Raw genomic sequence first — 14,063 nt, 5'->3', positions numbered from 1 at the left:
GGTGTCCTATGGTTCGGCTCGGTTCGCGAGGGCTTTCGAACTCATCAATAAAACCAACCAGTTCAACACGACGGGGCGGCGGTGGTCGGCCGATGCGATCAAGGCGGCGATGGACGCCGGCATGACCTTGGAGGCCTTCGAGGTTCGCGATCGTCTGACCAGCTATGGCTTGGTGGGGGTATGCCTGCGATCGAGGCGGAACATCGACCAGTTCGTGATGAGCTGCCGGGTGAACGGCCTCGACGTTGAGATGGCTGCCCTCGCTACGATCCTGGCCGCTATCCCCGGCGACGAGGTGGTAACGGCTACGTTCAAAGAGACGCCATCAAACCTGTTGTGCCGAGATTTTTGGTCACGATGCGGGTTCACGATGGCGGGCGATGAGTGGCGGCTCCACCCGCAGAACCGTCCGTCCATTCCGGCGTTCATCCGCGTGGCGAATACGTCTAGATAACAGGCGCTGAGCGATCGGGCGGCTTACACACGGACGTGTTCTCGCCAGCCTCAAGCATTCGGGCCAACCGCGCCATGCTCACGGCGATCCCGCGTGCGTCTTCAACCCCCGATGCTTCGGCGAATTTGACGAGTTGCCAGGGCGACGGGAGACGAAGGGGTTCGGGCGTGCTTATGAACCTAGATATGGCTGATACCGAACCTCAATCGGGTTCGCAGAACCTACGCTCACTTATCGTAGGTTTATCTCCCGGCAGGCAAAAACCTGTGACATGAAGGAGATAGATGGTGGGCGCGACAGGGATCGAACCTGTGACCCCTACCATGTCAAGGTAGTGCTCTCCCGCTGAGCTACGCGCCCTCACCGGTGCCGTCCGGCGCCGATGGAGGGGGCTATAGCGTGGGGTTTCGGGGGGCGCAAGGCCCCTGCGGAGTGGAATCTCGCGGGGGATTCGGAGAGTTGGGCCGTGTTCAGCCGAGGGCGCTGCACCGGCATCAAAAATGCGGTAAGCCGGCGCGCCTACCCGGGGAGCGACGGGGACGTCGCCTCGGAGATCGGGGTCGCATCGTGCGATTCTGCTTCCGGGTCAGGGAGAGTTCCGCGCCAGGTCAAGCTTCGGGATAACGGTTGGGGAATGCGGTTCTACGTCGATTATGATCTGGGGCACCTCGTCAGGGGCTGGGTCGTGCCTGACAACCCCATGGCGATCAGCCGCGTCCGTGTGGTCGTCGACGGCCGTCGAGTCACCGACCTCGAGGCCACGATCACGGATGAATCGATCCGCGCACAGGGCTGGCACGCCACCGGCCGCTGCATCTTCGAGGCCACCGAGGCCGAGGTTCCGGGGATCAGCGCGGCGCAGCGCGTGGAGATCTACGATGCCGACACCAACGTGCTCGTCTATCGACGCGCGCCGCGCCCGGACGTCATCCGCGGCAAGGTGCTCCTCGTCGATACCAGCATCAACAGCGACAGCGCCCTCCAGTCGATTTTGTTCGAACGGTTCCAGCAGAGCTACTTCGGCATCGGCAAGCTCTCGGACGAGGTCTTGCGGGTGCTGTTCGAGAGCCCCTGGCTGACCTCGTCATTCCTGTCGGGCGCGATCGTGGTGCCGCGCTACGAAGGCTTTTTCAGCGGCGAGAACTTCCTCACCACCGCCCTGGTCCACGATCCCTTCATCGAGATGGCGAGCCGTTTGCGCTGGTTGAAGGCGCGGACTGCGACCGGCGCGGATCCGGCGCAGGCCTGGCGCTTGGGGATCATGGCCGAGGCTGCCGCCTTCACCGCCGATTACGATTTCGCGGATGGCAAGAGCCTCAAGCGCTTCTTCCGGATGCTTCCCGAAAGCGCCTACCGGCTGCTCTACAATCCCCTCACCCGGCAATTCGGCACCAAGCTGCCGGATGACCGCCTGCTGCCGGGCAATTCGATCGTGGCGATCGAGATTCTCGCCCGCATCGGCATCGTCGGACATCGCGATTATTTCGAGGCCTTCGCCGCCACGCTGTTCGATCGCCTCGGGGTCGATGCCCCGATCCCCATGCCCGCGCCGATCCCGACCGAGACGCTGGCCCTCGCCGAGCGCCTGCGTCACCTGAAGTTCGCCCAGGAGATGCTGGTGTTCGACATCGCCATGACGGACGCGGTGCGGGATGCGGTGAGCCGGGGATGGGATCGCTGACCATGGGCGCGATGCCGCCTGCAGCCGCCCTCCCCCGGCCAAGCACGGGCTGGCTTATATGCGCCCTCATGCCCCCGGTCATGCGTGACCTCGTGCCCGACGGACCTGCCTTCGACCTTGATTTGGGGACGGCCGATCTCGGGGGTGTTTGGGCGACGATCCGTTTCCGGGATGTGGGCAGCGCTGGTGTCTGCCGTCTGGTTCTCAGTGCGCGGTTCGTTGGTCCCGACGGACAGACCGGCCTCGTGGCTCTGTCCGAGGACGCCGAGGGCGGCGACCGCTTCTCCTGGACCGGGCGTCTGCCCGACGGTCTGAGCGCTCTGCGGCTGTCGCCCCTGTCACGCGAGACGCCGTTTCGGCTCGACGGATTGACCATCCGGCGCAGGAGCCCGCTCGCCCTGATCGCCCTTGGCTTGCGCCGGAACCCGGCTCTGGCGGCCCGCGCCGCGTACTGGCGCGCCCTCGGCCTGAAGGTCCGCGGCCGCGCCCTGCTTCTGCGCGCCCTGAACGACCGATGCGAGACCGGCTATGAGACCTGGGTCGCCCGTTTCGACACCCTGACGGATGCCGACCGCAGCCGCATCCGTGACGAGATCGCAGCCTGGGTCGACCCACCGCGGATTTCGGTGGTGATGCCGGTCCACGATCCCGCGCCGCGCATTCTGGACGCCGCCATCCGCTCGGTTCGGGCTCAGCTCTATCCGAACTGGGATCTCTGCATCACCGACGATGCCTCGACCGATCCGGCAATTCCCCGCCTCCTCGCCCGCCATGCCGCGGACGATCCGCGTATTCGCGTCCGCCGCCGGCCCGAGAACGGGCATATCGCCCGTGCGACCAACGACGCCCTCGCGGAGGCGAGCGGAGAGTTCGTAGCCTTCCTCGATCACGACGACGTGTTGGCCGAGGCGGCGCTCTACCACGTGGCCGGTACGATCCGCGCTGCGCCGGACCTCGTGCTGATCTACAGCGACGAGGACAAGATCGATGGACGCGGGCGCCGGTTCGAGCCTCACTTCAAATCGGGGTTCGACCGCGAACTCCTCTATGGCCAGAATTACATCAACCATCTCACGGTGATCCGGGCCGACGCGATCCGGGCGGCGGGCGGTCTGCGACCCGGGTTCGAAGGGAGCCAGGATCACGACCTCCTCCTGCGGGTCACCGCCCGGCTGACACCTGAACGCATCCGGCACATCCCGCGCGTGCTCTATCACTGGCGTGCCGCCGGTGGCTCGGGCACCTTCTCGGACCGGGCGTCGGAGCGAACGGAAGTGGCGCGCCTGAGAGCCCTCGCGGAAGTCGTCGCGCCCACGGGGGCGACTGCGACGCGCGGGCCTCTGGGCTTCAACAGGCTGGTCCGTCCGGTCCCGGAACCCGCTCCGCTGGTCTCCGTGATCATCCCGACCCGGGACCGCGCGGATCTGCTGGCTGTCGCCCTCGATGGGCTTCTGTCCGGAACGGCGTACTCGGCGCTCGAAATCCTCATCGTGGACAATGACAGCCAGGATGCGCGGACGCGCGCCCTGTTCGCACGCCATGCCGGGGATGTCCGCGTCCGCGTGCTCCCGGTGCCGGGGCCGTTCAATTTCTCCGCCCTGTCCAACCGAGGGGCGGCAGATGCCCGCGGCGCCCTCCTGCTGTTCCTCAACAACGATATCGAGGTGATCGAGCCGGGCTGGCTCCGCGAGATGGTGTCGATCGCCCTCACGCCCGATATCGGCGCCGTTGGGGCCAAGCTGCTCTATCCCGATCGGACGCTGCAGCATGGAGGGATCGTGCTGGGGATCGGCGGCGTCGCCGGTCACAGCCATCCCGGACTGCCGGACGGCGATCCCGGCTACTTCGCCCGCATGGTCTTGACCCAGGAGGTCTCGGCCGTGACCGGTGCCTGCCTGCTCGTGCGGACGGAGGTCTTCGCCGCGAGCGGGGGCTTCGACGCCGAACGCCTCGCCGTGGCGTTCAACGACGTCGATCTCTGCCTGCGCCTGCGGAGGCAGGGATATCGTAACGTGTGGACGCCCCATGCCTGTTTGATTCACCACGAATCGAAGAGCCGCGGTCCCGAGGATACGCCCGAGAAGCGAGCGCGCTTCGAGCGCGAGGTCCGGGTGATGCAGGACCGCTGGGGACCGGAGCTGCGGGCCGATCCCTATTACAATCCCAATCTGTCGCGGGATGCGGCGCGTTACCGCCTCTGATGCTGCGACGCGGCGACAGCGCGTCGCACCGCAAAGTCGCCGTATTCAGCCGCTTAATCCCGATGGCCTCATGCCGCAGCGGCGTCCGCTGTGCCTACGCCGGAGTGGCGAGGCGCGTCTTTCGACATCGAAACTCAATGTTCATGCCTGATCCGCTCCCGGTGGTAGGGTCTGGCGCCGGAGCGACGGACGTGCGGTGTCCAGGTTGCCGTGAGTCGTTCTTGCCGAGACTTGGTGTGAACTTCGCCCGGCCACCGGGAATGTGGTAATTGTTGGAAATAGATCGCGGTGGAGCGAGAGGACGGCTGACGGTCCTTGGGGCCTTTGAAGCGTTCAACTGCTCAGATTGATTGATGAATACGTGCAACAGGGTCGATGTTACCGAGCGTTGATCCCGTCGGTTTGGGGCTCGCAGGTTGGACACTAGCCTGGAGCCATACTAAGGAATCGGTTGGATGCCCCGGTGCGACCAGTCGATCCTACCCCCCGTTCAAGAGCGTGTGCGAACCGAACGTGACACAACGAACAGACATCGCCATCGTCGGCCGCGCCTGCCGGCTCCCCGGCGCCTCCAGTGTCGAAGGTCTTTGGCAGCTCCTCACCGAAGCGCGATGCGCGGTCGGCCGCATTCCGGATGATCGCTGGTCACTCGAGCGGTTCGGGCATCCGCGGGCGCAGGAGCGCGGCAAAAGCTACACGTGGTCGGCCGGCGTCCTCGACGACATCTGGTCGTTCGATCCGGGCGTGTTTGGAATTTCGCCCCGCGAAGCGGAGCAGATGGACCCGCAGCAGCGCCTGCTGCTGGAACTGACCTGGGAGGCCCTGGAGGATGCGGGCCTGCGTCCCTCGGATGTGGCCGGCAGCCCGATTGGCGTCTTCGTCGGCGCCTCCTCGCTGGATTACGGTAACCTGCGCGTCCTCGATACCTCTTCGGGCGATGCCTATGCGGCCACCGGCAACACGCTCTCGATCCTCTCCAACCGCATTTCCTACATCTACGACCTGAAGGGCCCGAGCTTCACGGTCGATACGGCCTGCTCGTCCTCGCTCGTGGCGCTCGATGCCGCGGTGGCAGCCCTTGCCAGCGGCCGGATCGACACCGCCGTCGTCGCCGGCGTCAACCTGCTGGCGAGCCCGTTCAATTTCATCTGCTTCTCCAACGCGCAGATGCTCTCCCGGACGGGTCTGTGCCAAGCCTTCTCGTCGAGCGCCGACGGCTACGTGCGCTCCGAAGGCGGTGTCGTCCTCGTGCTCAAATCCGCCAAGGCGGCCCTGCGCGACGGCAGCACGGTGCGCGGCGTGATCGCAGCCAGCGGCGTCAACTCGGACGGTCGCACCACCGGCATTTCGCTACCCTCCGGCTACGCGCAGGGCGCGCTGCTGGAGCAGGTCTATCGTGAGGCCGAGATCGATCTCGACTCGGTCGTTTTCGTCGAGGCGCACGGCACCGGTACGCCCGTCGGCGACCCGATCGAGGCCAGCGCCATCGGTGGAAAGCTCGGTCGGCCACGCAGGGAGCCCCTGCCCATCGGCTCGATCAAGAGCAATATCGGTCACACCGAGCCGGTCTCGGGTCTCGCCGGCCTGCTCAAAGCGAGCCTCGCTCTCGAGCATGATCTGTTCCCGACCTCGCTGCATGCCGCCGAGCTCAACCCCGACATTCCGTTCCGGGATCTCAATCTCTCGGTCACGAACAAGCCCCTGCCGCTGGCACGCGATGGCAAGGTCCGCTTCGCCGGGGTGAACTCCTTCGGCTTCGGCGGCACGAACGCGCACGTCGTCCTCACCGATGCTCCGCCCGTACGTACGGATGCGGGTGCGCCCGAGACGGTGCGGATGCCCGAGGTGCTGCTGCTCTCCGCCCAGAGCCGCGCCGCGCTCAATGAACTCGCCCTCGACTATGCCGAGCGTTTCGACGGCGCCGACAAGGGCGACGTCGCCCGGATCGCCGCCGCCGCCGCTCACCGCCGCGAGCGCTTGTCCTCGCGCTTGGCAGTCTCGCTCGATGCCGACCTTCCCGCCATCCTGCGCGCCGTCGGCGAGGCGGAAGACGCGCCGGACGCCCTCCTGGGTACCGCGGTGGACCGCGCGGCCGAGGTCGCCTTCGTGTATTCCGGCAACGGCAGCCAGTGGGCCGGCATGGGCCGCGAGGCCTACGAGGAGAACGGCGCGTTCCGCGACGCCTTCGACCGGATCGATGGTCTGTTCTTCAAGCTGTCCGACTGGTCGCTGAAGGAGACACTGTTCGCCGAGGATCTCGACGCGCGCCTCGTCCTTACCCGCGTGTCCCAGCCGTTGATCTTCGCGATTTCGAGCGCGTCCACGACGGCGCTGCGGGCGCGTGGCCTGAAGCCGAGCTACGTCCTCGGCCACAGCGTCGGCGAAATCGCCGCCGCGGAGGCCGCCGGCATTCTCAGTCTCGAACAGGCCGTGAAGGTCATCTTCTATCGCAGCAAGCATCAGGAGACGACGCGCGGCTTCGGCACCATGGCGGTTCTGCTGGCGCCGGCCGACGAGATCGAGCTGTTCCTGAAGGATTATCCAAGTCTCGACATCGCCGCCTACAACAGCCCCAAGGCCATCACGGTGGCGGGGCCGGTGGAGGATATCGACGCCGCCATGAAGGCGCTGTCGCGCAAGCGCCGGCGCGGGCGCAAGCTCGACCTGGAATATCCCTTCCACGGTCGCCTGATGAACCCGACCGAGAAGCCGCTCCTGCGTGACCTCGCCGGGTTGAAGCCGCAGGCCGCGACGACTCCAATGGTCTCCACCGTCACCGGTAAGGTGCTGGCGGGCGACCAGTTCGGGGCCGGCTACTGGTGGCGCAACATCCGCGAGCCGGTCCGCTTCAGCGAGGCCGTGCAGGAGGCGACCCGCCAGGGTGCCCGCGTCTTCATCGAGGTCGGCCCGCGCGCGACCCTCCTGTCGCATATCGGTGACGCGATCGAGCCGTTGGGTATCGAGAACGCCACCATCGGCGTCCTGCACCGCAAGCCGGCCGGTGGCGATCCGATTGCCCGCACCGTGGCAGCCGCCCTCGTCCAGGGGGCTGCCGTCGACGAGGATACGGTGTTCGGCCACAATCCGAAGGGCGACGTCCCGCTGCCGCTCTATCCCTGGCAGCGCCGCCCGTTCCGCCTCGCCGAGACCACCGAAGGCGTCGGCGCCGCCACCCCCCGCCCCTATCACCCGCTCTACGGCTCCCGCGTCGCACCGGACGGCCTGGAATGGCACGGTCACGTCGACATCGCGACAGTGCCGGATCTCGACGATCACCGCATCGACGGGCAGGCGATCCTGCCCGGTGCGGCCTTCATCGAGATGGCGCTCGGCGTCGCCCGTGAGGTGATGAAGAGCGACACTGTGGTTCTCGCCGAGTTCGAGATCCAGTCGCCGATGGTGTTCGGCGAAGAATCCCTGCGCGAGGTCGCGGTCCGCGTCGCCGGGTCCGGCAATGCGATTCAGATCCTCAGCCGCCCGCGCCTGACGCAGGCGGCGTGGCAGATCCATGCCGCAGCCAAGATCATCGACGGCAGCTTCCCGGCGCCCGCGCCGGTGGATATCCACGTTCCGGCCGAACACGCGGTCGACGGGGCTGCCCTGTACCGACTGGCGGCCGCCTCCGGCCTCGGCTTCGGTCCGAGCTTCCGCCAAGTCGCGATCAGCGCACGCCTCGACGAGACCACCATCGTCTCGGAATTGGTGCCGGCGGACGCCGATCCTCGCTTCGGACTGGTGCCGGCGCGACTCGATTCCTGCTTCCATGGCCTCATCCTGTTGTTTGCCGGCCTGATGGGCGAAGGCTCCACCAAGGCCTATGTCCCGGTTCGCTTCGGCGAGATCCGCCTGGTGAAGCCCGGTGCCGTCGTTGCCCGAGCGATGATCAAGACCCGGCGCGCCAACGAGCGCAGCATCCTGGCCGACTTCACCCTCGTGGATGCGGACGGCGCTGTCGTCGCGACCCTGCGCGAGGGGCGGTTCCAGGCCCTGCGCGCCAAGAACGGCAGCGATCTCGCGGCCTACGCCATCGCACAGCGGCCCGAATTGGCCACCGAGCCGACGGCGATTCCGATGGCGCGCGGGCAGCGCATCGCGGATGCGGTGCGTCCGGCTTTCAAGGCGTCCGTCGCTCCGGCGGAAGCTCCCTTGGCGCCCGGCCATCTCCTCCTCGAAGGATGGGCCACCTCGATGGCCTACCGCCTCGCCGAGGGCCTGCAGCGCTCCGGCACCGTGGCGATCGACGATCGGGTCCCGGAGGCGATGCGCCCCTGGCTCCTCAACGCGCTCTTCGCCCTGGAGAGCAGCGATCTCGCCACCCTCGACGGCGAGCGCTGGATCCTGCGCAAGGACGTCACCCTTCCGGCGCCCGACGAGATCATGCGCTGGATCGCGGCGGATCATCCCGAACTATCGGCCGAACTCGTGCTCACCGCCGATATCGGGGCCGTCGTCGGCCGTCTGCTCGCAGGCGACTTGGCCGAGGCGCCGACCCTGTCGCAGAATGCCCTCGACGCTTTCATCCTGCGCAGTGCGACGGCTCGGGCTTCGGCCGATGTCATCGCGACCCTCGCCGAGTCCGGTCGTGAGGCCCTGCCCCGTGACCGCGCGCTCCGGGTCCTGCAGGTCGGCTTCGGCCCGCTTTCGGCCCAGGCCGCCGCCTTCGCCGGAACCGTCGAGGCCCAACTCACCGTGTTCGAGGCCGACCGGCGCTTGGCGGAGCGGGCTCGTCTCGCCCTACCGCGCGGGGTCACCGTCATCGAGGATGCGGCGGAACTGGCGTCCGGGAGCTTCGATGCGATTCTGGCGAGCAACGTTCTGCACCGGTTCGAGCGCCCGCTTCTCGGCAAGATCGCCGATGCCCTGGCCACCGGTGGCTTCCTCGTCGCCGTCGAGCCCGGTGCCTCGCTGTTCCGCGACCTGGTCTTCGGACTGACGCCGGACTGGTTCGACATCGCCGCCGACATGCCGGTGGGCCGCCTCGACGACATCACCGGCTGGCAGCGCGCCCTGAGCGATACCGGACTGGTTCGGGTGGCGGTCGATCGCGCCGTCTCGGGCAACGGCGACGATCTTCTGTTCTTCGCCGAGGCTCCCGTACGGGCACGACCGGCACCGGGGCAGACCTTCGCCTTCGTGATCGGCTCGCACGATGCCGTCGCGGCGGAGACGGCCTCTTCGCTGGCGACACTCCTCGTGGCGAGCGGCGTCCACGTCTCGATCATTCTCGATTCCGAGCAGTCGCTGCTCGAACTCGAGCGCGAGACACCCGATACGGTCGTGTTCCTTGCCGGCGCTTTCAATCACGATGGCGCGGCGGCCGATCGTCTGCGTGAGCGCTGTCTCAGCCTGAAGCGCTGCGTCGAGCATCTCGGCAACCGTCAGACCCGACTTTGGGTGGTCTGTCCCGGCGCGACCCGCGACGGTGGAGATCCGACAGGATCGGTGGAGGCCGGTGTCTGGGCCTTCAGCCGGACGCTCGCCAACGAGGTGGCGAATCTCGACGTGCGTCGGATCGACCTCGCCGAAGCCCTGTCGACCAAGGCGGCCGCCGAGCGGCTGCGCGATCTCATCCTGTCGGGCACCCTCGAGACTGAGATCATCCTGGATCCGGACTGCACCCGCGTGATCCGGTTCTCGCCGGGCCAGCTGTCCCGCCGTCCGAACGCCGATGCGGTGCCGGCATCGGCGGCCCGTCTCGAGCGGAGCAACACCGGCGGCCTCAACGAGATGGCCTGGGGGCCGGCCGAGCGTCGCGCCCCAGGGCACGGCGAGGTTGAGATCGCGGTCGAGGCCACCGGCCTGAACTTCCGCGACGTGCTCTGGGCCCTGTCGATGCTGCCCGAGGAGATCCTTGAGGACGGCTTCGCGGGTCCGCGCCTCGGCCTCGAAGTGGCCGGCCGGGTGCTGGCCGTCGGTAAGGGCGTCGAGGCGTTCAAGGTCGGCGACCGGGTCGTCGCCTTTGCGCAATCGGGCTTCGCAACTCATATCGTCGTGCCCGAACTGGTTGTCGCGCCGAGCCCGCCCGGGCTCGATGCCCAGGCCGCCGCGACCGTTCCGGTGGCCTTCCTGACGGCCTATTATAGCCTCGTCAGCTGCGCCCGCCTGCGTCGCGGCGAGTGGGTCCTGGTTCATGGCGGCGCTGGTGGCGTCGGCTTGGCCGCCCTCCAGATCGCCAAGCTCAAGGGCGCGCGGGTCATCGCCACCGCCGGCTCGCGCGAGAAGCGCGCCCTGGTCAAGGCGCTCGGGGCCGAGCACGTGCTCGACTCGCGCTCGCTCGCCTTCGTCGACGACGTTCGCCGCATCACTGGTGACGGCGTCGGCGTGGTGCTGAACAGCCTGTTCGGCGAGGCGATGGAGCGCAGCCTCAACGTCCTGAAGCCGTTCGGCCGCTTCATCGAGTTGGGCAAGCGCGACTACGTCGCCAACACCCATATCGGCCTGCGTCCGTTCCGCCGGAACCTCTCGTATTTTGGTGTCGACCTCGATCAGGTGCTCCAGCACCAGGGCGAGGATGGTGCACGGCTCTTCCGCGAGGTGATGGCCTTGTTCAAGGAAGGGGGTCTGAAGCCCCTGCCCTTCCAGCCCTTCACGGCGGACGAGGTCTCCGACGCGTTCCGGCTGATGCAGCAATCGGGACATGTGGGAAAGATCGTCATCGCGCCGCCGAAGCCCGGCAGCGTGATGCAGGCGGCCAGGACCGCTTTCACGATCTCGACCGATGGGGTCCATCTGGTCACCGGCGGCCTTGGCGGCTTCGGTATCGAGGCGGCGCGCTGGCTCGCTGATCGGGGGGCGAAGCACATCGTCCTCGTCGGCCGCAACGGGGCCGCAAGCTCCGAGGCGAAGCAGGTTGTGGCTGATCTCGGAGCGCGGGGCGTCAACGTCGCCGCCATGGCCTGCGACATCACCAATCGCAAGGCGGTGGATGGGCTGCTGGCCGAGGTAGAGCGCGACGGGCGGACGCTCGCCGGCGTGATCCACGGTGCGATGGTGCTCCAGGACGGCCTGATTGCGAATGTCGACGCCGCCGCGCTCGATGCGGTCATCCGCCCGAAGGTCATCGGCGCCGAGCATCTCGACGCGGCGACGCGCGGGCGCAAGCTCGACTACTTCGTGATGTTCTCCTCGGCGACCACCTTCATCGGCAATCCTGGGCAGGGCGCCTACGTGGCGGCGAACGGCTTCATGGAAGGTCTCGCCCGGCGCCGGCGCAAGCTCGGTCTGCCGGCTCTGGCCGTCGCCTGGGGGGCCATCGGCGATGTCGGCGTTCTCGCCCGCAACCGCGCCGTGATGGAGACCCTCGCGGGACGTGTTGGCGTGACTCCGATGGATGCCCGTCATTGCCTCGACCTCATGGCCGACGCGCTCGAAGGCCAAGGCACCAACCCGGACGACGCCGTGATCGCCATCGCGTCGATGCATTGGGGGAAGGCGCGCGAACGCCTCGCCACGATGAAGAGCCCTAGCTACATCGAACTGGGGTCCGACCAGCAGATGGAAGCCGGAACGGTGGCGGCCATCAACATCGGCATGCTGCTGAAGACCCAGGATATCGACGCGGTGCGCAAGACGGTGGCCGATGCCATCGTGGAGGACATCGCCCGGATCCTGCGCCTGCCGAAGGACGATATCAGCCGCGTCCGCCATCTCTCCGAGATCGGCCTCGATTCGCTGATGGGCGTCGAACTCGGCGCCAGTCTGCAGGAACGCTTCGCGCTGGAGGCGCCGCCCTCAGGCATCTCCTCGGGCCTGACGGTGAACGAGTTGACCGAGACCCTGATCCAATCGATCGCGGCCCCGGTCGACGAGGCGGCCGCGGCCGTGATGAGCTTGGCTCAGCGCCACGCCAGCGAGGGCGTCGACGTCCGCACCCTCGAGCCCTTCCACGCGATGGTCGAAGAAAACAGCCTCGCGATCAAAGAGATCCTGCCGTGACCCATCTGGCCGTGACATCCCGCATGAGCGTTTCCGCATGAGCAATCCCGCGAGACCGGATGGTGGACGCGCGGCCCTGGCAGGCTTCGTGACGAACCGCCTCGGGCGCAACGCCAACCGTCCGGCCACCGCGCGCCCGGCGCCGCGGCCCTCGGGCGATTCCTCGGTGCAGAATTTCGAAACGCTGCCGGGTTATCGCGAACTGCGGCTTCAGCGTTCGGCCGCCGACCTGATCGGCCTCGGTAACCCGTTCTTCCGGGTGCACGAGACCAAGGCCGGCGCCACCACGCGCATCGCCGGCAAGTCGTTCATCAACTTCTCGTCCTACGATTACCTCGGCCTCAACGGGCATCCGGACGTCAATGCCGCGGCCGCCCGCGCCATCGAGACCTACGGGACCTCGGCCTCGGCGAGCCGCATCGTGGCCGGCGAGCGCCCGGGGCACCTCTCCCTCGAGAAGGCCCTGGCTGACCATTACGATACCGAGGCCTGCGTCGTGATGGTGAGCGGACACGCCACCAACGTCACGACGATCGGTGCCCTGCTCGAGCCCGGCGACGTGATCTTCCACGATTCCCTCAGCCACAACAGCATCGTTACCGGCGCGCAGCTCTCGGGTGCCCAGCGCCGCTCGTTCTCGCACAACGACCTCGACGCCCTGGAAACCCTGCTCGGCGCAACCCGCCACGAGCATCGCCGCGCGCTGATCGTGGTCGAGGGCCTCTACAGCATGGACGGCGACGCCCCGGACCTCGCCGCCCTCATCGCCCTCAAGCAGCGCTACGACGCCTGGCTTATGGTCGACGATGCGCACGGCCTCGGCGTCCTCGGCCGGACCGGGATCGGCCTGGCCGAGCATTGCGACGTTGATCCCCACGGCGTCGACATCTGGATGGGCACACTCTCGAAGACGCTGTCGACTTGCGGCGGTTACGTCGCCGGACCGGCCGCGCTGATCGAGTACCTCAAGTGCACGGCCGGTGGCTTTATCTACAGCGTCGGCATCTCGCCTCCGCTGGCTGCCGCTGCGGAGACGGCGCTTGAGATCATGCATGCCGAGCCACACCGCGTGGAACGGCTGCGCCAGAACGGACACCTGTTCCTGTCCTGCGCTAAGAAGCATGGACTCGACACAGGGACGAGTCTCGGCCTGGCGGTCATCCCCGTCATCGTCGGCGACTCCCTGAAGTCGGTGACCCTGTCGGATCGCCTCTTCAAGCGCGGTATCAACGTACAGCCGATCATCCACCCGGCCGTGCCGGAGCGCGCCTCGCGCCTGCGCTTCTTCATCACGTCCGAGCATACGCCGGAACAGATCCGCGAGACCGTCGACGCGGTCGCCGAGGAATTGGCGGCGATCGAGAAGGGCGGCTCCCTCATCGAGCAACTCATGGCCAAGCGCGGAAAGCCGTAGGCTCCGAGCCTCGACGCTCGATCCCGTCACCTGCGCGACTTCTGGGCACCGGCGTTCGCGCCGGTGCTTTTTTGCGCTCACACGCGATGCGGCGGATTGCCCTCAGCCCCTGAGCAGGAGACACTGACGTCGCTATCTGTCGTCTATCGCAACCGGAACCCGGCCCGGACTGCGACGTTCGTCCTCTGCCCGTCGGTCAGGAGCCCGTCATGAGACAATCGACTGTCGCCTCCATCGCGCGACGTCTGATCAAATCTGTTGCCGCAACTGGCCGGTCGCTCGTCGATGCGGTGCTGGAAGGCGCGATGTCCGCGCCGCAGCCCGTGCCGGTACGGATCAGGACCGATCGGCGTCGCTGAGGCGGTACGGCGTCCCGAT

At 67.4% G+C, this 14,063-nt stretch carries 4 protein-coding genes, 1 tRNA gene and 1 pseudogene; 5 read left to right on the top strand and 1 reads right to left on the bottom strand.

Features of this window, described 5'->3' with window-relative positions:
- A pseudogene (locus J7U37_RS09445) lies at nt 1–454 on the top strand (hypothetical protein); the annotation flags it as partial.
- A gap of 285 nt (nt 455–739) precedes the next feature.
- Here J7U37_RS09445 and J7U37_RS09440 read toward each other — a convergent pair.
- A tRNA-Val gene (locus tag J7U37_RS09440) sits at nt 740–814 on the bottom strand.
- 274 nt (nt 815–1,088) lie between these two features.
- On the opposite strand from J7U37_RS09440, the gene J7U37_RS09435 reads away from it, so the two are divergent.
- The 4 genes from J7U37_RS09435 (at nt 1,089) to J7U37_RS09420 (ending at nt 13,685) form a co-directional block, all read left to right on the top strand.
- Complete coding sequence (locus J7U37_RS09435) at nt 1,089–2,135, top strand: hypothetical protein (RefSeq protein WP_247635549.1); 1,047 nt, start codon at nt 1,089–1,091, stop codon at nt 2,133–2,135.
- 80 nt (nt 2,136–2,215) lie between these two features.
- The gene (locus tag J7U37_RS09430; RefSeq protein ID WP_247635548.1) at nt 2,216–4,336 is read left to right on the top strand and encodes a glycosyltransferase family 2 protein; all 2,121 of its coding nucleotides are present in this window, start codon (nt 2,216–2,218) and stop codon (nt 4,334–4,336) included.
- Nucleotides 4,337–4,849: 513 nt separating this feature from the next.
- Nucleotides 4,850–12,271 (top strand): type I polyketide synthase, encoded by a 7,422-nt coding sequence (locus J7U37_RS09425; protein ID WP_247635547.1) that lies wholly within the window; start codon nt 4,850–4,852, stop codon nt 12,269–12,271.
- 37 nt (nt 12,272–12,308) lie between these two features.
- The gene (locus J7U37_RS09420) at nt 12,309–13,685 is read left to right on the top strand and encodes an aminotransferase class I/II-fold pyridoxal phosphate-dependent enzyme (RefSeq protein ID WP_056183977.1); all 1,377 of its coding nucleotides are present in this window, start codon (nt 12,309–12,311) and stop codon (nt 13,683–13,685) included.
- Nucleotides 13,686–14,063 lie beyond the last annotated feature (378 nt).

Origin of the sequence: Methylobacterium sp. 37f (assembly GCF_023093475.1) — a bacterium.
Lineage (GTDB): Bacteria > Pseudomonadota > Alphaproteobacteria > Rhizobiales > Beijerinckiaceae > Methylobacterium.
Note: the sequence above shows the minus strand (reverse complement) of the source record. Positions and strands in the feature narration are given on the sequence as shown.

Bases quoted from the DNA above. Each gene is read 5' to 3' on its own strand.
- J7U37_RS09430 (WP_247635548.1), top strand. From the start codon at position 2,216: ATGCGTGACCTCGTGCCCGACGGACCTGCCTTCGACCTTGATTTGGGG.
- J7U37_RS09435 (WP_247635549.1), top strand. From the start codon at position 1,089: ATGCGGTTCTACGTCGATTATGATCTGGGGCACCTCGTCAGGGGCTGG.
- J7U37_RS09420 (WP_056183977.1), top strand. From the start codon at position 12,309: ATGAGCAATCCCGCGAGACCGGATGGTGGACGCGCGGCCCTGGCAGGC.